The 23,394-nt window shown below is 73.2% G+C and carries 17 protein-coding genes and 1 riboswitch; of the genes, 5 read left to right on the top strand and 12 right to left on the bottom strand.

Features of this window, described 5'->3' with window-relative positions; genetic code table 11:
- The 6 genes from ACIG5E_RS00370 to ACIG5E_RS00345 form a co-directional block, all read right to left on the bottom strand.
- Positions 1-1,359 (bottom strand): DUF2252 domain-containing protein, encoded by a 1,359-nt coding sequence (locus ACIG5E_RS00370; protein WP_396530521.1) that lies wholly within the window; start codon positions 1,357-1,359, stop codon positions 1-3.
- A gap of 122 nt (positions 1,360-1,481) precedes the next feature.
- The gene (locus tag ACIG5E_RS00365; RefSeq protein ID WP_396530520.1) at positions 1,482-3,050 is read right to left on the bottom strand and encodes a multicopper oxidase family protein; all 1,569 of its coding nucleotides are present in this window, start codon (positions 3,048-3,050) and stop codon (positions 1,482-1,484) included.
- A complete protein-coding gene (locus ACIG5E_RS00360) occupies positions 3,047-3,520 on the bottom strand; it encodes a hypothetical protein (RefSeq protein ID WP_396530519.1) in 474 nt (157 codons plus the stop codon). The genes ACIG5E_RS00365 and ACIG5E_RS00360 overlap by 4 nt, the downstream gene beginning before the upstream one ends.
- Before the next feature lie 207 nt (positions 3,521-3,727).
- On the bottom strand, positions 3,728-4,516 hold the full coding sequence (locus ACIG5E_RS00355) for an aminotransferase class IV (RefSeq protein ID WP_396530518.1): 789 nt from the start codon (positions 4,514-4,516) through the stop codon (positions 3,728-3,730).
- A complete protein-coding gene (locus ACIG5E_RS00350; RefSeq protein ID WP_396530516.1) occupies positions 4,509-5,483 on the bottom strand; it encodes a GNAT family N-acetyltransferase in 975 nt (324 codons plus the stop codon). Before ACIG5E_RS00350 ends, ACIG5E_RS00355 begins: the two co-directional genes overlap by 8 nt.
- A 10-nt stretch (positions 5,484-5,493) precedes the next feature.
- Positions 5,494-6,528 carry a DMT family transporter gene (locus ACIG5E_RS00345; protein ID WP_396530515.1) on the bottom strand — a complete coding sequence of 345 codons (1,035 nt, stop codon included), beginning with the start codon at positions 6,526-6,528 and terminating at the stop codon, positions 5,494-5,496.
- Positions 6,529-6,653: 125 nt separating this feature from the next.
- On the opposite strand from ACIG5E_RS00345, the gene ACIG5E_RS00340 reads away from it, so the two are divergent.
- Positions 6,654-7,532, top strand: coding sequence for a LysR family transcriptional regulator (locus tag ACIG5E_RS00340; RefSeq protein WP_396530514.1), 879 nt, complete (start codon positions 6,654-6,656; stop codon positions 7,530-7,532).
- 230 nt (positions 7,533-7,762) lie between these two features.
- Positions 7,763-9,058, top strand: a complete 1,296-nt coding sequence (locus ACIG5E_RS00335) for a carbohydrate-binding protein (RefSeq protein WP_396530513.1) — start codon at positions 7,763-7,765, stop codon at positions 9,056-9,058.
- A 55-nt stretch (positions 9,059-9,113) separates the two neighbouring features.
- Here the strand turns inward: ACIG5E_RS00335 and ACIG5E_RS00330 are convergent, their stop codons facing one another.
- From ACIG5E_RS00330 to ACIG5E_RS00310, 5 genes are all read right to left on the bottom strand, one after another.
- Entirely contained in the window at positions 9,114-12,068 is a 2,955-nt protein-coding gene (locus ACIG5E_RS00330; protein WP_396530512.1) for a hypothetical protein, read from the bottom strand.
- Entirely contained in the window at positions 12,068-13,954 is a 1,887-nt protein-coding gene (locus tag ACIG5E_RS00325; protein WP_396530511.1) for an HSP90 family protein, read from the bottom strand. The genes ACIG5E_RS00330 and ACIG5E_RS00325 overlap by 1 nt, the downstream gene beginning before the upstream one ends.
- Positions 13,955-13,989: 35 nt before the next feature.
- A complete protein-coding gene (locus tag ACIG5E_RS00320; RefSeq protein ID WP_396530510.1) occupies positions 13,990-15,030 on the bottom strand; it encodes a hypothetical protein in 1,041 nt (346 codons plus the stop codon).
- A 290-nt stretch (positions 15,031-15,320) separates the two neighbouring features.
- Positions 15,321-15,848, bottom strand: a complete 528-nt coding sequence (locus tag ACIG5E_RS00315; protein WP_396530509.1) for a hypothetical protein — start codon at positions 15,846-15,848, stop codon at positions 15,321-15,323.
- Positions 15,849-16,289: 441 nt separating this feature from the next.
- Positions 16,290-17,732, bottom strand: a complete 1,443-nt coding sequence (locus ACIG5E_RS00310) for a glyceraldehyde-3-phosphate dehydrogenase (protein ID WP_396530508.1) — start codon at positions 17,730-17,732, stop codon at positions 16,290-16,292.
- A 298-nt stretch (positions 17,733-18,030) separates the two neighbouring features.
- Between ACIG5E_RS00310 and ACIG5E_RS00305 the strand changes: the two genes are divergently transcribed.
- Entirely contained in the window at positions 18,031-18,498 is a 468-nt protein-coding gene (locus tag ACIG5E_RS00305; RefSeq protein WP_396530506.1) for a GreA/GreB family elongation factor, read from the top strand.
- A 228-nt stretch (positions 18,499-18,726) separates the two neighbouring features.
- Entirely contained in the window at positions 18,727-19,602 is an 876-nt protein-coding gene (gene fdhD, locus ACIG5E_RS00300) for a formate dehydrogenase accessory sulfurtransferase FdhD (protein WP_396530993.1), read from the top strand.
- Here fdhD and ACIG5E_RS00295 read toward each other — a convergent pair whose 3' ends face one another.
- Entirely contained in the window at positions 19,603-20,901 is a 1,299-nt protein-coding gene (locus tag ACIG5E_RS00295; protein ID WP_396530505.1) for a YhgE/Pip domain-containing protein, read from the bottom strand.
- A 237-nt stretch (positions 20,902-21,138) separates the two neighbouring features.
- Positions 21,139-21,316: riboswitch (M-box (ykoK) riboswitch) on the top strand.
- 347 nt (positions 21,317-21,663) lie between these two features.
- On the opposite strand from ACIG5E_RS00295, the gene ACIG5E_RS00290 reads away from it, so the two are divergent.
- Positions 21,664-23,313 carry an NRAMP family divalent metal transporter gene (locus ACIG5E_RS00290; protein ID WP_396530504.1) on the top strand — a complete coding sequence of 550 codons (1,650 nt, stop codon included), beginning with the start codon at positions 21,664-21,666 and terminating at the stop codon, positions 23,311-23,313.
- Positions 23,314-23,394 lie beyond the last annotated feature (81 nt).

Here is a 23,394-nt window from a genome sequence, read left to right as displayed (position 1 = left end):
TCACACGCCACGGGTCGCGGTGATCCGCCCCGCCTCGATCGCCCCGACCAGCTCCCGGTGGTCGGCCGCCGTACGGTCCGCGTAGCGCAGCGCGAAGTCGGCGACGGCCTCGGCGAAGGTGTCGGCGGCGCCCAGGTAGCCGGCGATGGCGAGGCGGTCGCCGGTGCGGGCGTGGGCGCGGGCGAGGGTGCGCCCGCACAGGTCGGCGTAGGCGCGCAGGCTGGAGGGGGTCAGCGTGTCGATCTCCACCGAGCCCTTCATGTCACGGAGTTGGCGGCCGTAGTAGTGGCGCCCGGCGGGGCCGGTGGTCCAGCCGAGGAAGATGTCGCTGGCGGCCTGCATCAGGTGCTGCCCGGTGACCACCCGGCGTCCGCCGTGGTGGACGGCGACCTCGGCGTCTACCCGGGTGCGCGGCAGGTGGTCCTCCAGCACCGACCGGCCGGCCTCCTTGAGCTGCAGGAACAGCGGGTCGCGGATGTCCCGGCCCTCCAGCAGGACGATGTAGCAGCGGGTGCCGACGCTGCCGACGCCGACCACCTTCATCGCCGCGTCGACGAATCGGTAGCGGTCGAGCAGCACCCGCCGGTCCTCGGCGAGGGTGGCCCGGTAGTCGCTGAACACCTTGCCGAGGCTGCGCAATTCGGTCTGCGCCAGCTCCTCGATCAGCGGCGGCGAGCTGATGATCCGCCGCCGCCCGTCCCGTTCCTCGGTGAGCTTGCCGAAGGCCTGCAGGCTGGTGCGGCGCCGGACGTGCGCGAGGTCGGCCTCAACGGCCTTGCGCCGTCTGGTCTTCCGGATCAGCGACAGCAGCTCGGCGGTGTCGATCCGGCTGTACCAGACGTCGAGTTCACCGAGCCCGGCCAGCCGGCGCATCGCGGTCGCGTAGCCCTGGACGGCGGTCCGGGCGGCACGTCGGGCGCGCTGGTCGTCCTGGCCGTTGTCACGGGCGGCGACCGCGACGCTGGCGGCGAGGCGCTTGACGTCCCATTCGAAGGGCCCGGGGTGGGTCTCGTCGAAGTCGTTGACGTCGAAGAGCAGCGCGCGCTCCGGCGAGGCGTACACCCCGAAGTTCACCAGGTGGGCGTCGCCGCAGAGTTGGACGGTCAGTCCGGTCTCGGGGACGGCCGCGAGGTCGGCGGCCATCACGGCGGCGGCGCCGCGCAGATAGCTGAACGCACTGTCGGCCATCCGCCCGTACCGGATCGGCAGCAGCCGGGCGACCCGGTCCGCGCCCTGGGCCTCCAGCACGCCGAGCGGGTCGGGCCGGTCCGCGGCGGGGATCCACCGGCCGTGCTCGGAGCGGGAGACGCGCTCCCGGGCGGCCCGCCCGGTGCGGCGGCGTTCGGCGGGGGTGGTCATGCGGCGGCTCCGTCCGTCACCAGGCAACCTTCAACGATTACACCTCTGCGCGACGCTAGGACAAGAGTGCCGGAGGGCGCAGCGAGCGCCCTCCGGCACACGGCCGTCCGGGTGAGCCCGGCTCACCCGACCGTGAAGTCGGCCATCATCGCCATGTCCTCGTGCTCCAGGTTGTGGCAGTGCATCATGTACGTCCCCGCGTAGTCGGTGAAGCGCACCAGTACCTCCACCGCCTCGGCCGGCCGCAGGTCGACGGTGTCCTTCCAGCCCGCGTCCCACGGGCCCGGGTCCTTGCCGTTGCGCCCGATCACCTGGAAGTGGTCGAGGTGGACGTGCACGGGGTGGTGCACGTCGCTGGAGAAGCGCCACCGCTCGATGCTGCCGAGGGCGGGGGTGGCGAGGCTGCGCCCGGGCTGGTACGGGTCGCCGTTGATGGTCCAGCCGTCGCTGCGGCTGCGCCGGAACTTGAAGTCGCGGGTGGCGACGGCGGCGGAGGCGTCCAGTTGCTCGACGGCGGCCAGCTTGTCGGGCACCTTGGCGTCGTCGTTCACCGCCCGGGAGGAGACGTCGAAGCGCATCACCTCGGCGGTGCGGCCGCTGCCGAAGCGGTTGAGCAGGCGCACCCGGGTGCCGGGCTGGTAGCGGGAGAAGTCGATCACCACGTCGAAGCGTTCGGCGGGGGCGATCTCGATCGCGTCGTGGGTGACCGGGGCGGCGAGCAGGCCGCCGTCGGAGCCGATCTGGACCAGCGCGTCGCCGCCGGAGGGCTGGGGGTCCAGTTCGAGCCGGTAGAGCCGGGCGTTGGAGCCGTTGAGCAGCCGCAGCCGGTAGTGCGCCCGGTCCACGTCCAGTCGCGGCCAGGGCGCGCCGTTGACCAGGATGACGTCGCCGAGGACGCCGTCCATGTAGTCGTCGGTGACGCCGGGCACGGCGAGCGAGGCGTCGGTGGACGGGTAGCGGAAGGAGCCGTCGGCGGCGAAGGCGCGGTCGGCGAGCATCAGGGGGAGGTCGCGTTCGCCGCGCGGCAGCGGCAGGGCGCCCTCCTCGTCGTCGTGGACCAGGTGGAACCCGGACAGGCCGCGCCAGACGCCGGGGCCGGTGAAGCCCATCCGGTGGTCGTGGTACCAGAGGGTGGCGGCGCGCTGCTTGCCCGGGTAGGTGTGGGTGCGCTCGCCGACCAGGTCGTGGCCCGCCGTGTGCCGCATCCCCGGCATGCCGTCCATCGATCCGGCGGCGGGGGCGGTGGAGCCGACGGGCAGCAGCAGGTCGATCGGGTAGCCGTCGCTGTCGGCGGGCGTGTGCCCGCCGTGCAGGTGGACCACGGACGGCACCGGCAGCTGGTTGCGGTGCTTGATCACCGCGGCCCGGCCGGAGCGGGTGACCACGGTCGGCCCGGGGTAGGTGCCGCCGTACGTCCACGCCTCGGTCCTCACCCCGGGCAGGATCTCCAGCTTGGCGACCTGCTGGGTGATCTCGTAGTAGTCGTTGGTGCCGTCGGTGCGCACCGGCTGGAGCACGGGCGGCACCGGCAGCGGGACCTGGAAGGCCGCGGGCAGGTCGAGGTCGCTGCTGAGCAGCCGTCCGGGGCGGCCCTCCGAGAACAGGTAGGCCGCCGAGGGGACGGCGACGGCGGCCAGCGCCCCCGTACCGAGCACGGAGGCGCCGATGCCGAGGAACCGGCGGCGGTTCACCGCTTCACCTCCACCGGCCCGCCGGGGCGCGGCAGCCGTCCGCCGCCGTCCGGTCCCTCCGCGCGCTCGGCCTCGCGGGCGGGCAGCGGCAGCCGCCAGGCGCCGACCAGGCCGAACAGGATGCCGCTGACCAGCAGCACGCCGAGGGTGACGTGCACCCCGGTCGCCCGCGCGTAGCCGGCGCCGATCTGGCCGGTCACGGCGACGGTGAGCACGGCGGTGGTCCACAGCGGCCAGAGCGGGCCTCGCCCGGGCCGGTGCACGAGGAAGGCCACCGCCAGCTGGATCACGACCACGGTGCCCAGCGTCATCGCGTTGCCCTCGTGGTCCTTGAGGGAGTCGTAGGTGCCGTTGAGGAAGCTTCCGGCGAGCATGACCTGGAGCACGGCCAGCAGCGCCAGGGAGGTGGCGGTGACGCGCAGGAGGATCAGCGGCCAGCGGGGCGCGGAGGCGGCGGGGGGACTGCTCATGTCGGGGGCTACCCTCTCTGCTTCGGCGGGTCGGACGGGCGGGCTGGAGCGTAGCTGATCCCTCGTCATGATCAGTTACCTGCAGGGATCCTGGACCGTTCCGCCATCCCGTTGCGCCGGTTGCCACGGGGTTTGTCACCCGTGCGAGCGATTCGCCGGAGCGGTCCTCCGGCGCGCGGCCCCCGCACCGGTCCGGGGCGGTCGCCGCTACACCGGGTCGGCGGCGATCCCGAGGTAGGCGGCGCGCAGTTCGGCGAGCAGCGGGTGGGCGGGGTCGAAGGCGGTGCCGTCGACGGCGGCCAGCGGGCGCAGGCCGACGCCCGCGTTGAGCGCGAAGGCCGCGTCGAAGCGCGCCAGGTCGGCGGCGCGGACCGGCTCGCGGGACTGCGGGCCGTCGTACGCTCCGGCGAGCAGCTTCTCGGTGACGCCGGGCAGGCTGGGGCCCGCGGGCCGCACCAGCCGGTCCCCGGCCAGGAAGCCGACGTTCCAGGTCGCGCCCTCGGTCACCAGGCCGTCGTCGTCGGTGAGCAACACGTCGTCGTACCCGGCGAGTTGGGCGGTGCGGCGGTGGTGAACCAGGCCGAACAGGCCGACGTGCTTCACCTCGGGCAGCTCGCGCCGGTGGGCCACCGTCCGCACCCGCAGCGGGGCGGGCTCGGCGGTCGCGGCCGGGCGGGTGGTCACCAGCAGGGCGGGGTCGGCGGTGGCGGCGGGGCGCTCCAGGCCGAGCGCGGGGTCGTAGACGGTGACCCGGACGATCACCGGCGCGCCGTCCGCGGGCAGCACCGCGCGGATCCGCTCCCTGACCACCGCCCGGTCCAGCTCGGCGGCGAAGAGCATCCGGCAGTCCCGGACCAGCCGGTCCAGGTGCAGCGCCAGACCGCGGACGCCGCCCGCCTCGACCCGCAGCGTGGTGAAGTGCCCGTAGTTCAGCAGTCCCAGGGCGGCGAGCCGCGCCGGGTCGGCGGGCGCGCCGTCGATCTCGATCTCACCCATCCCCCGAGTCTGCCAGCTGCGGGGACGCCGGCGGCGCCGGCTCCGGCAGCGCGGGCTCCGGCAGCGCCACCGCGCGGTACGGGCCGACGACCGTACGGCTTGCCCTGGTCCGGGCGGCCCGCTCGAACTCCTCGATCCTGGCCGCCAGCCCCTCCGGCTCGCCCGCGTCCGCCCAGCGCCACGCCTCCGCCCACCACTGCGGCCCGCGCACCAGCGGACGGCCCGCCAGCGCCAGGTACAGCGCCAGCGTCGAACGGGCGTACTCGTGCACCCAGCCGTCACAGCCCCGGTAGTCGGCCGTCTCGTCCAGCCGCAGCCAGCGGCCCTCCTGCCCGGCGGCCAGTATCGGCACCCAGCCGCGCTGCCGGTCGGCGACCAGCAGGAGCAGCCGCCCGTCCTCCTCGCGCACCCGGTGGAGCGGGAGTTGGGGCATCCGGGCGAACGACAGCGAGCGCTTCCAGCCCACCACCCACAGCCCGCGGCGCAGGTAGTAGCGGACGGCCGGCTGCCAGCTCCAGTGCGCCTCCAGCCGGAAGCCCGGCAGGCCCTCGGCGGTGGCCGCCGCGTACACCTCGTCCAGCGCGGCGGCCGCCAGCCCGTGGCCGCGCGACCGCGGCCGCAGATAGAGGGAGGACACGGCGAGCTGGCTCGGGCCCCTGGTCCAGTTGTCCACCGCGATCGTCCCGGCGACCGCGCCCCGCTCGTCGAGGATCCAGTACCGGCGCCGGTACAGCTCCCCGCCGGGCCACTCCCGGCCGCTCTCCCCCAGCCGCTCCCGCCAGGCCCGCTCGGCCCGCGGCGCCAGCGCGTCCGGGTCCACCACCTCGCCCAGTTCGCCCTCCGCCAGGGACGCCAAGTCCCAGAGGGCGAACCGCCGTTCCTCCCCGTCGGCGGCTGCCCGCAACCGCACCCCAGCCGCCAACCGGTCCTGCGCCCGCCCGACCGCCGCATCCCACGACCTCACCACGGGGGCCACCCTAGCGGTCCTCCGGGCACGACCCGTAATCCACCGGACACCGAACGTCAGTCCGGCCGGGGCCCTCGCGGGTGCAGTCTGCCCGCCCCTCCCCCGGGCCGGTCACCCGGCCGGCCCCGAGCGCCCTCGGGGCCGCGGGGGCCGGGGTGTTGCGGGGGCGGGGGCGGGGGCGGGGGCGGGTGAGGGCGACGGCGGCGATGACCAGGATGCCGCCGGCCAGGGCGTTCCAGCCGACCGGCTCGGCGAGCAGGGCCGCACCGAGCGCGGTGGACCACAGGGGCATGACGTAGGTGACGGCGGAGGCGACGGCGGTGCCGGCCGTGCGGACCAGGCCGAGGTTGAGCAGGTACGCCAGGCCCGTGCCGAGCGCGCCGAGCACCAGCAGGGCGCCGGCGGCCGGGCCGCCGGGCCAGTGCGGGAGGCCTGCGGCTGCCGGGGCGAAAAGGGCCAACTCTGCGGTGGCGCAGGTGATCTGGAGCGTGGAGAGGGCGGTGACGGTCTCCGGGCGGCCGGACAGGAAGCGGCGCAGGTAGGCGAAGCCCGCGCCGTAGCAGCAGGCGGCGGACAGGCAGGCGAGGGCGCCGACGGTCGCGCCGGAGCCGAGGCCGCGCCAGACGCCGAGGACGGTGAGCACGCCGACGAAGCCGAGCGCGAGGCCGGAGAGCCGGCGGACACCGGGGCGGCGCTCCTCGGGGACGGTCAGCACCGCGAACAGCATGGTGAACAGCGGGGTGGTCGCGTTCATCACCCCGGCGAGCACCGAGCTGACCCTGGTCTCGCCGAACGAGAACAGGGTGAACGGCACGGTGTTGAGCAGCACCGCGACCACCGCCGAGTGCCCCCACAGCGCCCGGTCGCGCGGGGCCCGCTCGCCGCGCAGCAGCAGGACCGCCCACAGCGTGGTGGCGCCCAGCGCGCTGCGCCACAGCGCCACCCACACCGGCGGCACACCCGCGTCGACCGCCACCTTGATCAGGGCGAAGCTGGCGCCCCAGATCGCCGACAGTGCCACGAAGCCCGGCAACCAGCGCCGCACCCCGACCACCTCCCCGTCCGTCCGTTCCGTGTTCCCGGACCCGTTCCGCTGTCCTGGACAGAGCGTGGCCCAGCGGCGGAACATGAGTCCAACAAGTGGCGGTGCGGGGAGGATGAGGAACTCTCATGGCCTCGGAGGTCAATCTGGCCCAGCTCAGGGCGCTGGTCGCGGTCGCCGACACCGGTGGCTTCGGCGCGGCCGCCGACGAACTGGGCATCAGCCAGTCCGCCGTCTCGCACGCCGTCGCCGCGCTGGAGCGCTCGCTCGGCGCACCGGTGCTGCGGCGCGGCACCCCGTGCCGGACCACCCCGCTCGGCGAGCAGGTCCTGCCGCACGCCCGCACCGCCGTCGCCTCCGCCGCCGCGGTGCGCGCCATCGCCACCCGGCACTCCGGCGGCCTCACCGGCACCGTGCGGCTGGCGGCGCCGACCACCGTCTGCCAGGCGCTGCTGCCCGGGCTGCTGCGGGACTGGAAGGCGGCGCACCCGCAGGTCACCGTACGGGTCTTCGAGGGCGAGGACGTCGAGCTGCCCACCTGGCTGGAGGCCGGCACGGTGGACGCCGCCGTCCTGGTCGACGCCGATCGGCCGGCACCCGGGGCGGTCGCGCTCGGCGCCGACTCGATGCACGCGCTGCTGCGCCGCGACCACCCGCTCGCCGGTCAGGAGACCATCCACGTCGGCGAGTTGGAGGACGACGACTTCCTGCTCTCCGAGGGCGGCTGCGAACGCCACATCCGCGAGGCCTACCGCCGAGCCGGCACCCGCTTCGCGCCCCGGCACCGCATCCGCGACCTCAACACGCTGATCGGCATGGTGCACGCGGGCGTCGGGGTCTCGGTGATGCCCGCGCTGGCGCTGACCATGCTGCCGCCGGACTGCGTCCTGGTCCCGATCCGGCCCGCCGTGCACCGGACCCTGACCCTCACCGGGCCGACCGGCCGCCCCTGGTCCCCGGCGGTCACCGGTCTGCTCGCCGGGGTGGCGGTGACCGTCCCGGCCTGAGTAGCGCTTTTCGCCGCCGCGGGCACGGCTGGTGGAGCTTTTCACCGTTCCGGCCGGGCGCGCCGGAGCTTGACCTTTTGGGGGTTGACCACCCTTCCCCAATAGGTCTATACCAGTGATGACCTTCGGCAACTACCCGCCGCCGAGGGTCCGTTCGGCCGTCCCGCCGCCCCCACATCCGGCGCGATCAGGCCCACCGACCCCACTGCCGCTTCCTGGAAAGGCTTCCGATGGAACGCGCTCTTCCCCCACGCCCCGCCCCCTCGACTCCCCGCAGACGCCGCTCCGGCCGCGCCGCCCTCGCCGTGGCCGGTGTGCTCGGCCTGGTCGCCGGCGCGGTCGCCGCGCTGACCGCCACCGGCGCCGCCTCGGCCGCCACCACCGACAGCGGCACCGGCCTGGGCAGCAACTGGTACGCCTCGGCGCCGTATCTGATGCCCGAGGACAACACCCCGCCGGACGCCGCCGCCGTGATGGACGCGACCGGGCAGCGGGCCTTCCAGCTGGCCTTCATCCTCGCCCAGGGCAACAGCTGTTCGCCCGCCTGGGGCGGCACCTCCTCGATCGACTCCGACACCACCATGCCCGGCGTCATCCAGACCATCCGCGGCAAGGGCGGGGACGTCTCGGTGTCGGTCGGCGGGTACGGCGGCACCAAGCTGGGCCAGGTCTGCGGCACGCCGGAGGCGACCGCCGCCGGCTACCAGCAGGTGATCACCAAGTACAACCTCAAGGCGATCGACTTCGACCTGGAGGAGCCGGAGTACGAGAACACCGCCGCGATCCACAACGAGATCGGCGCCGCCCGCATCCTCCAGCAGAACAACCCCGGCCTGTACATCTCGATCACCACCGCCGGGACCACCGCGGGCACCGGCTGGTTCGGCACCCAGATGCTCAACGAGGCCAAGTCGCAGGGCTTCACGCCGAACAACTACTCGATCATGCCGTTCGACGGCGGCTTCAACGGCGCCGCCGCCCAGACCGACGCGCTGGTGAAGTTCAACCAGATCCTGCAGACCACCTTCGGCTGGAACGAGGCCACCGCGTACGCCCACGAGGGCGTGTCGATGATGAACGGTCGCACCGACGCCGCCGAGTACTTCCGCCAGGCCGACTTCCAGGCCGTCCTGGACTTCGCCACCGCGCACGGCCTGGCCCGCTACACCTACTGGTCGGTGAACCGGGACCGCCAGTGCGCGGGCAACGTCGACCCGGGCCTGTCCGGCTCCTGCTCCAGCGTCGCGCAGAACGACTGGGACTTCACCAGGTACACGGTGAAGTTCGCCGGGGCGACGCCGCCCACCACCCCGCCGACCACGCCCCCGTCCACCCCGCCGACCGGCAGCCCGACCGGCAACCCGGGTGTCTGCACCGCCCCGGCGTGGAGCGCGAGCACCACGTACACCGCGGGCGCCAAGGTCTCGTACAACGGGCACGACTACCACGCCAAGTGGTGGACGCTGAACGAGGTGCCGAGCGCCAGCGGCCAGTGGGGCGTCTGGGCCGACGACGGCCCCTGCTGACGTCGACACCCGAGTGACCACGGGGCGGGCGTCCACAACGCCCGCCCCTTCCGCATCAGTCGGAGCCGAACCGCTCCCGCAGCGAGGCCAGCACCTGCGCCGCCTCGGGCAGCCCGGCCGCCTCGCAGCGGGCGATCCCGGCGGTCAGCCGGTCCACCGCCGCCCGGGGGCGGCCCAGGTCGCCGCCCTCGATCAGCGCGGCCAGCCGGACGGCCTCCGCCCGCAGCGACTCGGACCGCAGCGACTCCGACCGCGTCTCCTCGGCGGACAGCGGCGACTCGGCGGGCTCTCCGACCCGCCCGTACACCGCGATCGCCCGCTCGACCTCGGCGAGCGCCTCCTCGTGCCGGTCGGCGATGGCCAGGCAGCGCGCCCGCTCGTAGTGCGAACCGCCCCGCAGGTACCAGTCGTCGTACTCCTGGCCGGACTGCTCGGCCGCCTCGCCGAGCCCGTCCGCCTCGGCCAGCAGCGCCAGTGCCGCGTCCAGCCCCTCGGCACCCCGGGTGCGCATCGTGAGCTGGGCCAACTCACGGAGAGTGGCGGCCAGTTGGTCGACCCGCGGGGCCTTGCCGTGCGCCTGGCGGGCCCGTCCGAGGGCGGCCTCGGCGGCGTCCCAGCGGTCCGCCCGGGCGAGGGTCAGGGTGGCCTCGCAGGCGACCATGGTGTGGGTCTCCTGGTCCTCCCAGTCGGCGACCAGGTCGGCCAGCCGCAGGTACTCCTCGGCCGCGTCCCGGTACTCCTCCAGATCGACCAGGCCGCGGGCGAGGTCCAGCCGGGCCTGGGCGAGCATCCGGACGTCCAGCCCGGCCGCCGAGGCGTCCAGCACGGACTCCAGCACGGCCACCGCGTCCGCCGCCCGGCCGGTGCCGCGCAGCACGTCGGCCAGCTGGATCCGCACCTGGGCCGCCTCCTCGACGGCCTCGACGCCCTTCCGGTCGTAGCGCGCGGCGGCCTCCGACAGCGCCCGGATCGCCCCGCCGTAGTCCTCCACCCGCATGCACGCGTGGCCGAGCATCATGTACGTCGGCGCGTACGGGTAGGCGTCCTCGCCCCAGCGCACGGCCTCGGCCAGGGCCCGGTGGAACACCTCGACGGCCTGGCCGGGCTCGCCCTGTTGCAGCAGCACCTGGCCGAGCAGGCCGAGCACCCGCGGGGTGTGCCAGGGCAGTTCGGCCGCCTCCAACTGGGCCAGCACCTCGCGCAGTTCGGCCGTCGCCTCGGCCAGGCGCCCCTGTCGGGCGGCGGCGTCCGCGGTGTACTGGCGGGAGGTGGCGGCCCGGCGGGCGGAGCCCAGCTCGACGGCGGTCCGGTGGTACCCGCCGACGGCGGCCTCGAAGCGCCCGGCGGTCTCCTCGGAGGGCTCGGGCAGCGCCTCGACCAGGTCGTGGTGGGCGGCGTAGGCGCGCGACTGCAGGATGATCAGGTAGTCGTCGTCGAGCATCCGGCCCTCGGCGCGCAGGGCCTCGGCCTCGGCCAGCGCGGCGTCCAGCCCCGCCCAGTCGACCACCGCTCCCTCGACGTCGCCGAGTTCGACGATCAGCGTCCGAGTGCGGGTCATCAGCGCCGGGCCGGGCAGCCCGGCCCGCTCGTACAGCTCGGCGGCCTCCAGCAGGCCCGCCGCGCCCTCGGCGTGGTCGTCGCGCTGCAGCGCGTCGTGGGCGCGCTGCTCGGCGAGTTCGGCGCTCAGCCGCTCGGGAGCGCCGAGTTCGGCGTCCTCGGGGTGGACGAAGTCCGGGGCCGCGGCGCGCTCGGCGATCCGCTTCCAGAGCCGGTCGGCGTCCGGGTGTCCGAGCACCTCCAGCTCGCGGGCCCGCAGCACCAGGGCGGTGAAGTCCTCCGGCTCCGGCTCGACCACCCGGCGCGCCGCAGGAGCGACGGCCGGAGCCGCGCCGAGCTCCGGCGCGGCGGCGGCCCGCACGCCCAGTGCCAGCGGCTCGGCCAGCAGCGGCCGGGCGGCCAGCCGGGCGCGCCGGGCGGCGCTCACCGCGTCGGTGCCGTTGCGGGCGTCGAACCGGGCGGCCAGTGCGTCGGCCTCGGTGCGCAGGTGGACGAGCAGGGTGTCGACCGTCCAAGCGGTGCCGGCCGGACCGCTGACCGCCAGCGAACCGTGCCCGGCCCGGGCCAGGGCGGCGATCAGCACCTCGACGCCGGTGAGGAAGTCGAGGACCCCGAGCGGGTCGCCGGTGACGGCGAACAGGTCGCGGTTCTCGGCGAGGAGCTCCAGGCCGCGCGGCTCGTTGCCGGTCAGGGCGCAGAACTCGATGTGCTGGCCGACCGGCCGCACCATCCCCGCCCTGCCGCGGGCGAAGCGGTAGCCGGTCAGGTGGCTGGAGCAGGCCTCGTCGAGGCGGCCCTCGCGCAGGAGCGGCAGCAGGGCGGCGGCCTGGCTGCGGTAGGGCTCCTCCGCGCAGGTGCTCTGGCCGTCGAGGACGGGCCTGAGGATCTCCAGTGCCCGCGCGTCGTCCCCGGCGGCGACCTGGTGGTCGGCGCGGGCGCGGGTCTCGCAGGCGTGGCAGTCGCTGAGTTCGGAGCGCGGGCGGGCCGTCCACAGCTCGTAGGCGTTCTGGACGTCGGTGCCGGTGTGCACGGCCAGGTGGTAGCGCTGGGCGTAGTACGGCTGGAGGTCGAAGCCGGCCGCCCGGTAGCGGTCCCGCAGCTCGGTGTGCCAGCGCCGGATCGCGGCCAGCGGGACGTCCGGGGTGTCCAGGAGCGCGACGGCCACCCACTTGAAGCGCCAGAACACCTGGTGGCGGGCCCACTCGCCGAAGCCGTCCGGGTCGGCGTCCCAGAGCTTGAGCACCCGGGCGAAGACCACCGGGGTCTTGCTGCGCTCGCCGTCGTACTCGTAGGCCTCCATGAGTTCCAGCAGGGCCATCGAGCGGACCCCGGTGTCCTCGAACTGCTCGGCGGCGTCGACGAGTTCCTCGGCCGTGACGGTGCGGGTGCGACCGTACGGGCGGGCGTCGTTCTCGCGCAGCGCGGCCATCACCGCGTCGGGGGTGTCCAGCATCACGCCTCCTTCTCGTCGGTGCCCGCGGAACCGGCACCGGCCGCGCCCGCCGCCTCGTGGCCGAGCATCGCGTGGTCGAGCAGGCTGATGAAGGAGCGGTTCAGCAGCGCGGACTCGCTGGCCTTGAGCGGGCGGCGGGTCATCAGCACGGCCTGCCCGTACAGCGCCTCGACGGCGGTGACGGCCAGTTCGCGGTCGGTGACGGTGGCGGCGCGGCGCACCAGCGGGTTGAGGTGGTTCAGCACCAGCTGGGCGCGGGGCACCTCGGCGCGCAGCGAGCCCAGGATGTCCGCCCACAACCCGTCGGCCTCGTCGGCGAGTTGGGCGCGGGTGCGCTCGTGCCGGGCCTCCCGGTTGTCGAGCAGCAGGGCGGGCGCGTTGGTCGGGTGGAAGCTGCGCAGGGCGACGTCGCAGTCGAACCGGCCGACCACCTCGCGGGCGATCGCCAGGAAGACGCCCGCGGCCAGTTCGGCGGCCGGGTCGACGGTGTCCAGGTGCGCGGTGACGGTGCCCGGGTCGAGGTCGGCGACCGAGACGCCGGGGCGGATCTCCGGCAGCCGGTGCACCAGGTCACGGTCGTAGGTGTAGCCGCCGTTGACCACGCCGAGCCCGGCCGCGCCGGCGATCGGGGCGACCTGCCGGAACTCCTCGACCGTACGGGTCACCAGCACCACCGGGTGGCTGCGTGCGAACTCGTCCAGGGTGACGTTGCCGTCGGTGGTCTCGAACGGCAGCCAGGGCAGCATCATCCGCAGCAACTCGTCGTCGTAGCGGGCGAGTTCCTTGACGGCCAGGTGGTGCACGGAGAGGAAGCGGTGCAGCAGCGCCGGGTCGCTCGCGGACAGGCCGGTGAGCCAGTCGCGGATCCGGGCACCGAGCGCGTCGCGGACGGCGGCCAGCGTCTCGTCGGCGTACAGGCCCTCGCGTGAGGCGGTCGGGCGCAGCCCGTCGGTGTCCACCACGCAGCGGACGAAGAACGCCCAGTCCGGCAGCAGTTCGTCGGCCTGGTCGGAGAGCAGCATGCCCTTGAGGTGCACCCGGTGGCCGTTGCGGCGCGAGGGCGGGGCGGCGTCGGGCAGGACGTACGCGACGCCGCGCAGGCCGACCAGCGGAAGGTCCAGCTCGATGGTGTCGAGCGGGGTGAAGTCGAAGGTGGCGCGGCAGTACTCGGCGAGCGCGTCGCGCCGGGCGAGCGGGGAGCCGTGCCGGGCGGCCCACGGCGGGGTGCGGTTGATCTGGTGCGCGGTGCCGGCCGCGTCGATCACGGTGACGTCGTGGCGCAGCAGGCTGCCGAAGTCCCGGGCGAGGGAGAGCACCCGGGCGGAGCGGGTCCACTCGGCGGCGTCGGCGCGCGGGGCGAGGGTGACGGTGGTGCCGGGCTCGGGCTTGGCCGAGGCGGGCAGGGTGCGGATGGTGTAGCTGCCGTCGGAGCTGCCGCGCCACTCGATCACCGGCGCGTCCGGGCTCCCGGCGTGCCGGGTCACCACGGTGATCTCGTCGGCGACCACGAAGCAGGCGAGCAGGCCGATGCCGAACTGGCCGATGAAGTCGCCGCGGGCGGCGGCCAGGCCGGCGCCGTCCAGCCGGCCGTCGGCGTCGCGCTTGGAGCTGCGGCCGATGGTGGCGAGGAAGGTGTGGACGTCCTTCTCGGTCAGGCCGATGCCGGTGTCGGTGACGGACAGCTCGTCGTCGGCGCGGACGGTGATGGCGGTCGGCGCCTCGGGGTCGAGGGCGCGGCGCGCGGAGATCGCGTCCACGGCGTTCTGGAGCAGCTCGCGCAGGTAGACACGCGGGCTGGAGTAGAGGTGGTGGGAGAGCAGGTCCACCAGTCCGCGCAGGTCCACCTGGAAGGTGTGCGCACTCGTCGGGTTGTCGGATGGGGACACCGGAGGCTCTTTCGGTCGCGGAATGCGGAAGGGGTTCAGTACGCGGCGCAGCGGTCGCGGTGGGCGCGGAAGGTCCTGACCGGGTCGCCGGACAGGTAGTGCCAGGGCGACTCGGTGACGAAGCCGTCCAGCGCGTCGAACAGCAGCCGCGCCGTCTTGGGCTGGTCGGCGAGCGAGAAGGCCATCGCGAAGGTGTTGAAGCTCGCCTGCCAGCCGCGGACCGGCACGAAGTCCGGGTGCAGGACGGAACGGAACGCCGCCTCCTGCAGCTCGGCCACCACGGCGGGGTCGGCCAGGTGGGCGCGGTCCTCGCCGTCCGGGAGGTCCAGCCAGCGCTCCAGGTGGGCCAGCGCGACCAGCTCGCCGAGCTGACTGCCCTCGGGGGCGGCCAGCATCGCGGAGCGGGCGAACCCGTGCATCGCCTCGTGCGAGCCGCCCCACTTGGCGCACAGCTGCTGGAGCCGCTGGCGGTGCGAGGCGGGGTGCCCGGGTACCCGGCGCACGGCGGCCTCGAAGCGGCAGTCGGCGACCTCCGGGCCCAGCGAGGCGCCGCGTGCGCTGATCTGCAGGAAGTACCAGGGGGCGAGCCAGGACGGCTCCCGCTCGGCGACCTCCAGCAGCTGCTCCTCGGCGACGTCCAGCCGCTGGTGGAACAGCTTCCACTGCTCCTCGGTGACCTGCTTGGCCTGGGCGCGGGTGCGCGCCTCCCAGGCCCAGCTGACGTGCCGGGCGCCGGACAGCAGCAGCGCCAGCGCGTCCTGCGGGTCGTCCGCCACCGCGCGGGCCGTCCACTCCTCGACCCCGGCGACGTCCGCGACCGCCCCGGCGAGCCAGGTCAGCTCGGCGCCGTCCGCCGCGGCCAGCGCCGGGCGCAGCGCCGTCCAGTCCCCGGCGGCGGCCTGCCCGAGCACCTGGCGGACGGACTCGTCCCCGAAGGCCGGGTCGAACCTCGGCTCGGCCGCCCGGTCGGCGGCGGGCGCCCCGGCGGCCCGTCGGCCCAGCCCGAACCCGAACCCGCGCCGACCGGCGCGGTCCTGCCCGCCCTCCCCGCCCGTGCGGCGTCGGAACAGCGGCATGTGTGGCCCCCTCGAACATCATCGGCATCTGTCGCATGGCCCCACTGCGGCCACCCACGTGAGTACATATCACGGGCGGCTGAGGTCACTTTCCCCAGCCCAGCGCCGTCCGGGAACCGTTGGCATCTTGCTGCCTGACAGTTCTCCGACACCGCGCACGTCACCGACCGGGCCACCCCCACCGGCCGGACCGGACTGCCGCCCGGCTGGGATGTGCCGCACTGCGCCCTGGACACCCTGCTGGCCCTGGGCCTGCACGAACTCCCGGCCTGCTCGTGACCTGAGCCCCGTCAGGCCGCGCCGAGCCCGGCGTCCGGCGTCTTCCCCGACTGCGCCTGCTCGATCCGGTTGACCAGCATCACGGCGAACCGCCGCGCGGCCGGCAGGTCCACCGGACCGCCCTCCGTCGTCACGCTCGCCACCACGGTGCCCGAGCGCACCACGATGCTCACCCCGTCCCCCGCCGACAGCGGCCCGACGAAGGCCTGGCTCTCACTGCCCAGCGCCGGGGCGTCGGCCTTGTGGAACGGCCCGACGGGATACGACGCGTAGGTCTCCTTCAACCGGTTCCTGGCCGCGTCCCGACTGGGCAGCGTCTCCACCAGGAACCGGGTCACCAAGTCCCCCGAGGAGAACCGGACCGACCCACTGAGCGGCTTGCCCGTGCACGGCGCCGCCGCCGAGCAGGTGACGGCGTGGTCGGCGGTGTCGACCTTGCGCTTCTCCTCGTCCCAGCCGGCCATCACCTTGGCGTCCGGCAACACCTGCCCGACCACCTTGTCATCCAGCAGGGCCCCCTCCAGGTCCGCACTGGGCACCGCAGCCGCCGGCGCGGGCGCCGCGCTCCCGCCGGCACCGGCGGCCCCACCCGAAGGCGCAGACGCCACAGCCGACGCCGAGCCCCCGCTCCCCGTCGGCACGGCAGCCGCACTCGTCGCCGTCGAGCCCGCCGAAGTCGCCGAACTCGCGGCCCCCGCAGCCCCCTTGGCATCCCCCGACCCCCCGGACGAACACCCCGCCAGCACCCCCACCAGCACCCCGCCCGCCACGACGGCGACCATCCGCCGACCACCCATCCCCATAGCGCGCTCCCTTACGGCTGTCCGTGACCCCTCAAGATAGCGACCACCCCGCACCCCACCCGCCCCGGGTCCCCCGCACACGAACCGCCCCACCCCGTGGAACGCCGAAGGGGCGGCGGCCTCCACGGCCACCGCCCCACCGGGCAATCCAAAACGATCCGGAACGATCCGAAAGGATCAGACCGCCGGGACCGGGAACGTCGGGTACTCGACGCCCGAGATGTACTGCACGACCCGCACGACCTGGCACGAGTAGCCGAACTCGTTGTCGTACCACAGGTAGAGGATCGCGTTGTCGCCGTCGACCTTGGTCGCCCCGGCGTCCACGATCGAGGCGTGGCGCGACCCGATGAAGTCGCTGGACACCGCGTCGGGCGAGTCGATGAAGTCGATCTGCCGCTTCAGCGGCGAGGTCAGCGAGATGTTCCGCAGGTAGTCGAGGACCTCCTCGCGGTTGGTCTCCCGCTTCAGCTGCAGGTTGAGGATCGCGATGGACACGTCCGGCACCGGCACGCGGATCGAGCTGCCGGTGATCTTCGCCTTGAGGTCCGGCAGGGCCTTGGCGACGGCCGAGGCGGCACCGGTCTCGGTGATCACCATGTTCAGCGGCGCCGAGCGGCCACGGCGATCGGCCTTGTGGTAGTTGTCCAGCAGGTTCTGGTCGTTGGTGAACGAGTGGACGGTCTCCACGTGGCCGCGCACGACGCCGTACTCGTCCTCCATCGCCTTCAGCGGCGGGACGATGGCGTTGGTGGTGCAGGAGGCGCAGGAGATGATCTGCTCGTCCGGCTTGATCATGTCGTGGTTGACGCCGTGCACGATGTTCGGCACGTCACCCTTGCCCGGGGCGGTCAGCACGACCTTGGCGATGCCGGGGCGCAGGTGCTTGGACAGGCCCTCGCGGTCACGCCACCTGCCGGTGTTGTCGATCAGGATCGCGTCCTTGATCCCGTACTCCGTGTAGTCGACCTCGCTCGGGTCGTTGGAGTAGATCACCGTGATCTCGTTGCCGTTGACGACGATCTTGTTGTTCGCCTCGTCGACGGTGATGGTGCCCTGGAACTGGCCGTGGATCGAGTCCCGGCGCAGCAGCGACGCGCGCTTGACCAGGTCGTCACCGCCGCCGTTGCGCACGACGATGGCCTTCAGCCGCAGACCGTTGCCGGAGGCCTTCTCGATCAGCAGACGGGCGACCAGCCGGCCGATGCGGCCGAACCCGTACAGCACGACGTCCTGCGCGGACCGGCGCTCCAGCTTGTTCTCACCGGTGGCACCGGCGACGGCCTGGGCGGTGAACTCCTCCACCGACAGGCCGTGGTCGTCCGCCCGGTAGGTCGAGGCGAGCATCCCGAGGTCGATCTGCGAGGGGCCGAGGTCCAGGGCGGTCAGCGCCTGCAGGAACGGCATGGTCTCGGTGACCGAGAGCTCCTCGCCCGCGATCTGCCGGGCGAAGCGGTGCGTCTTGAGGATGCTGACCACCGACTTGTTCACCAGGGAACGGCTGTGGAGCAGGACGGTCACGTCCTTCTCCCGGTGCAGCCGCCCGATGATCGGGATCATCGACTCCGCGATCTCCTCGCGGTTCTTCCAGTCCGTGAACACGTCGTCGTTGACAGTCACAAGTCCATCTTTCGAGCTGAGGGTGTTGCCCACATGGTAGCTTCGCCCGCCCGCGCCCCAGCGGCCGGTCCCCTCCTCCCCCACCTCGCCCGGGCCTCCCACCTGCGATTTCCTCCGCGCCCCCGCCCGCAAAGGTGATCACCACCACCTCCGGATCCCGTCAGCGGCAGGGGACTTGGCCATACAACCGCGCCCCCGGCCGCCGCCTCCGGCGGAGGATTTGCCGGGGGCGCGGTGGGGTGGGGTAATGAGAGACGGCCGGTGTTTCAACGTCCCGTGAGAGACCCGGGAGCTTGTGATGAGCGGTGGGCCGGAACCGATCAGTGCCGAGGGGCTGCGGGCGGTGCGCGAGGAGTTGGCGCAGCTGCGGGTGGAGCGGGGGGAGGTGGCCGCGACGCTGCGTGGGGACGATCCGGTGGGTGATCCCGCGGATGCCGCCGACGAACTGCAGCGGGCCTCCGACGTGACGCGACTGGACCGGCGGATCGCCGAGCTGGAGGGGCGGCTGCGGGAGGCCGAGGTGGCCGGGGCGCCGTCGACGGAGGTGATCGGGGTGGGATCGACCGTCACCGTGCGGTTCTCGGACGGCGAGGAGGAGACCGTCGAGATCTCCGAGCTGGCGGAGGAACGGGAAATGACCCTGGTGACCTACGACAGCCCGTTGGGGAAGGCGTTGTTGGGCCACCACGCCGGGGAGACCGTGAACTACGAGACGCCGGGCGGCGCGGCGAGCGCGGTCGTGCTGGCCGTGGGGAACGGCCGGTAGGTCAAAGGCGGAATTACCGTTCGGGGATATTCGCCGTACCTCCGATAGGCGCGGCTTGTCGACTCACAGGTGGTCGGCCTGGCCGTGGTGGGCGAGCTCAGCCTGACGGTCACCGCCGCCCACAGCCGCCGCCACCTGCCCGAGCCACGCACCGCCGCAGCCATGCACCGCCGGCAGGAGGGAGGATGCATCCGTACAGGCCTGACCGAACCCGAGGAGCCGACGACGATGGGCCGAGTGACCGTTCCGCGCAGAATACTGCGGCTGCGCCAGGGCACCCCCTCGCACCGCCCCGACTCCCTGGCCGCCGAGGAGCCGATGGAGATCCGGGTCGGCGGCCGCCCGCTGACGGTGACCATGCGCACCCCCGGCAGCGACTTCGACCTCGCCGCCGGCTTCCTGGTGAGCGAGGGCGTGCTGCACGCCGCCGGCCACCTGGCCGGGATCCGCTACTGCGCCGGGGCCACCGCCGACGGCGGCAACAGCTACAACGTGGTGGACGTGGTGCTCGCCGCCGGCGTGCCCGCCCCGGACGCCTCGCTGGAGCGCAACTTCTACACCACCTCCTCCTGCGGCCTGTGCGGCAAGGCCAGCCTGGACGCGGTGCGCACCACCGCGCCGTGGAGCGTCGCCGAGGACGGGCTGCGGGTCACCCCCGAACTGCTCTCCGCGCTGCCCGACCGGCTGCGGGCCGCCCAGAAGGTCTTCGACAGCACCGGCGGCCTGCACGCGGCCGGACTGTTCGACGCCGAGGGCCGGCTGCTCTGCCTGCGCGAGGACGTGGGCCGGCACAACGCCGTGGACAAGGTGGTCGGCCACGCGCTGCGCGAGGGCCTGCTCCCGGCACGCGGCACGGTGCTGATGGTCAGCGGCCGGGCCTCCTTCGAGCTGGTCCAGAAGGCCGTGATGGCCGGCATCCCGATGCTCGCCGCCGTCTCCGCGCCCTCCTCGCTGGCGGCGGACCTCGCCGAGGAGAGCGGCCTGACCCTGGTCGGCTTCCTGCGCGGCGACTCGATGAACGTCTACACCCGCACGGACCGGATCGCCCTCGCGGACGAGGGCAGCCGGACGGCCGTCCAGTCGGACCGCCAGTCGGGCAGCTGATCAGTCGGAAGGCTGGGGTGTCCAGCGGTGCAGGCCCTTGCGGTCGTAGTAGTGGGTCATCCCGAAGCCGAAGGCCAGGGCCAGTACCACGCCGACGGCGATCATGATCCAGCCGCGGGCCAGCCCGGCGTCGGAGCGCGCGTCGAAGAAGAGGATCGCCCGGATGCCGTCGCTCAGCTGGCGCATCGGCTCGAAGGCACCGAGGAAGCGGTAGAAGCCGGGCACCGCCTGCAGCGGGACGGTCGCCCCGGAGGACGGCAGGGCCAGCGCGATGAAGACGAACATGGACACCAGCTGCCCGATCCCGCCGAACGCGGCGTTGATCGCCTGCACCCCGAGGCCGACGGCGAGGCTGGCGCAGTAGGCGAAGAGCCAGAGCATCGCCATGTGCGGGGCGTCCATGCCGAGGATGCCGACCGTGCAGAGCAGCACCAGCGAGGTGGTGAGCAGCATGATCCCGGCGGTCATCACCATCTTGAGCAGCAGGGTCTGGGTGCGGCTGATCGGGACGGTCGGGCGGCGGGTGTGCCAGGGGCCGATCTCACTGTCGCTGTAGCCGAGCGCGCCGTCGACGCCGTTGTGGATGATGTTGCCGCCGATGAAGCCGCTCAGGACGGACAGCAGGGTGTAGTAGAAGGCGCTCAGCCCGAGCCCGCTGTGGCTGCCGATCGGGCCGACCCGGGTGGTGACGGCGAACGGGTCGGCGAGCAGCAGCCGGGCGATGGCGCCGCGGTCCGGGCCAGGGGCGCCGGAGGCCGGTACGGCGGCCAGCAGTTGCTTGCCGGCCGCGAGCGAGGCCTGGTGGGCGGCGCCCTGGGCGATCTGCGCGGCCATCGAGGCGCCGAGGCTGCCGAGGCGCGGGTTGGTGAGGACGGTGAGGGTGGGCCGCTCGGTGGCCCCGCCGGTGGCCAGCCTGGTGATGGCGGTGGTGAAGTCCTTGGGGACGAAGAGCGCGGCGTAGACCTTGCCGGAGGAGATCAGGTCGTGCGCGCCCGCGTCGTCGGTCTGCTTCCAGTTGACGGTCTCCCCGGGCGTTCCGGCCACCACCGCGCGGGTCAGCTGGGTGCCGAAGTTCACCGGCTGCCCGGGCGGCGGCGCGCCCTGATCGGCGTTCACCAGGGCGATCGGCAGCCGGTGCAGGTTCCCGTTCGGGTTGACGATGCCGCCCATGTAGAGCAGCGAGAGCACCACGGCCACCAGGGCGCACAGGACGCCCGGGAAGAGCCACAGTTTCGGCCGCCGGGCGAGCGCCAGTGCCCTCGCCTGCCGGGGAGCCCCCTGGGAGCCTGAGGTCGCCATGCCACCCCTCGGTTTCGGGCACGGGCCGGTGCCGTGCCGCTGCGGGTACGGCGGGAAGTCGTTCCGTGGTCGCGTCGTGGTCAAACCCGCGTCACCCGGGCGGTGGCACACCCGCGGCATGCGTCCGGGACGTCCGGCGCGTCCGGCATGCACCCGGCACACATCCGGAAGGGTAAAGGTTCTACCAAGTGCGCAAGTATCGCGCTCCGGCCGGTCTATGCTTCTGGAGGTTTGAAGAAGGCACCTCGTTCGGTGAGGCTTCTTCACGGACACAGGCCACTGATCCGACGACGTCGAGAGACGCCCAGGGTTAGGACAGATCCTCCCGACCTAAGGGTTGATCCGAAGTGGCTTCCGGCCCAGGGGGGTTGGACACGCCGTGGAGTGCCAAAGCTCTGACGAGTTGGGGTGAACCGGTTGCCGTTCCGCGCGCCGGCGAACTCCTTGCCGCGTCGATGACACGCACCACGGGGTGCGTCGACCGGGAGGAGGCGAGAGACATGGATTGCAGTAGTCCGGGCCACAGTAGCCCCTACCCCCGCCTGTCCTCGTACGCCCCGTACACCTCCGGCACGCGGTAACAACCTTCCCTGCACGTCCATCTGACGGTACGTCGGCATCACTCACCCATGCACGCGGCTCCGCCGTGCCCGTACGGGCGCGCGCACCGCCGCGGGCCGATGCGCCGTGCCCGCACGCAGGGGGGCTGCTGCCGTGCGCCCCCAACCGCCCCGCCTGCCCGGGGCTCACGGGAGGAACGCCATGACCACCAACGCCACCCTCAACTCCAAGGTCCCGCCGCCGCGTTCGGCGGTGCTCGACGACGCCCACGTCGGCGACATCAAGGGCGCGCTCGGCACCATCCGGCTCGATGACGACACACCGCGCCACGGGCTCTCGGCGAGACTCAAGACCCTGCTGGCGATCATCGGCCCCGGCCTGATCGTGATGGTCGGCGACAACGACGCCGGCGCCTTCTCCACCTACGGCCAGGCCGGTCAGAACTACGGCACCCAGCTGCTGTGGACCCTGCTCATGCTCGTCCCGGTGCTGTACGTCAACCAGGAGATGGTGCTGCGCCTGGGCGCCGTCACCGGCGTCGGACACGCCCGGCTGATCCTGGAGCGGTTCGGCAAGTTCTGGGGCGCGTTCAGCGTCATCGACCTCTTCCTGCTCAACGCCCTCACCCTGGTCACCGAGTTCATCGGGGTGACACTCGCGGCCGGGTACCTCGGGCTGCCGAAGGCGGCCTCGGTGGTGCTGGCGGCGGCGATCATCATCGCCTCGGCCTTCACCGGTTCCTTCCAGCGCTTCGAGCGCGTCGCCGTGACGCTGTGCATCGGCTCGCTGCTGCTGGTGCCGATCTACTTCATGGTCCACCCCAAGACCTCGCAGATGGCCCACGACTTCGTGGTGCCGAGCATGCCGGGCGCCACGGGTGAACTGGCCGCCGTGATGCTGGTCATCATCTCGATCGTCGGCACCACCGTCGCCCCCTGGCAGCTGTTCTTCCAGCAGTCGTACGTCATCGACAAGCGGATCACCCCGCGCTTCATGAAGTACGAGAAGGCCGACCTGTGGATCGGTATCGCGATCGTGATCATCGGCGCCGCCGCCATGATGGGCCTCACCGCCGCCGCCTTCGCGGGCACCGACGGCTTCGGCCAGTTCTCCGACGCGGCCGGCGTCGCCAAGGGCCTGGAGGACAAGGCCGGGCACCTGGTCGGCGTGCTGTTCGCCATCGCGCTGCTGGACGCCTCGATCATCGGCGCCTTCGCGGTCTCGCTGTCCACCGCCTACGCCATCGGTGACGTGTTCGGCATCAAGCACTCGCTGCACCGCGGGGTCAAGGGCGCCAAGGGCTTCTACGGCATCTACGCCGGCCTGGTGGTCGCGGCGGCGGCCATCACCCTGCTGTCCAACGACTACACCCAGGGCCTGATGACCCAGTTCGTCCAGGTGCTGGCCGGAGTGCTGCTGCCCTCCGCCACGGTCTTCCTGCTGCTGCTCTGCAACGACAAGGCCGTGCTCGGCCCCTGGGTCAACGGCCCCAAGACCAACGCCTTCACGGCCGCCGTGGTCGGCGTGCTGGTCACGCTGTCGCTGATCCTCACCGCGGCCGTGGTCTGGCCGGACATCAGCTCGGACGCGATCCTGTGGATCATGGCCGGCTGCGGGGTCGCGGGCGTGCTGGTCGCCGGGTACTTCTTCACCTTCGGCCGCCGGGGCACCAAGGAGGACCCGATCGACCGCACCGGCCGCGAGAACTGGCGGATGCCCCCGCTGGAGACCCTGGAGAAGCCGGTCATGTCCACCGCCCGCAAGATCGGGATGGGTGCCCTACGGGCCTACCTGCTGATCGCGATGATCATGGTCATCATCAAGATCGTCCAGACCGCGCTCAATCACTGAGGTCGGCCCGGACCCGTCGGCGCCGCCGACCGAAGCACCATCAATTCACGTGTCTTTCAGAGAACTTGTTCGCTTTCAGCC

It is taken from the genome of Kitasatospora sp. NPDC053057, from assembly GCF_044546945.1.
Lineage (GTDB): Bacteria > Actinomycetota > Actinomycetes > Streptomycetales > Streptomycetaceae > Kitasatospora.
The sequence above is the reverse complement of the archived record's forward strand: the minus strand, read 5'-3'. Positions and strand labels throughout refer to the sequence as shown.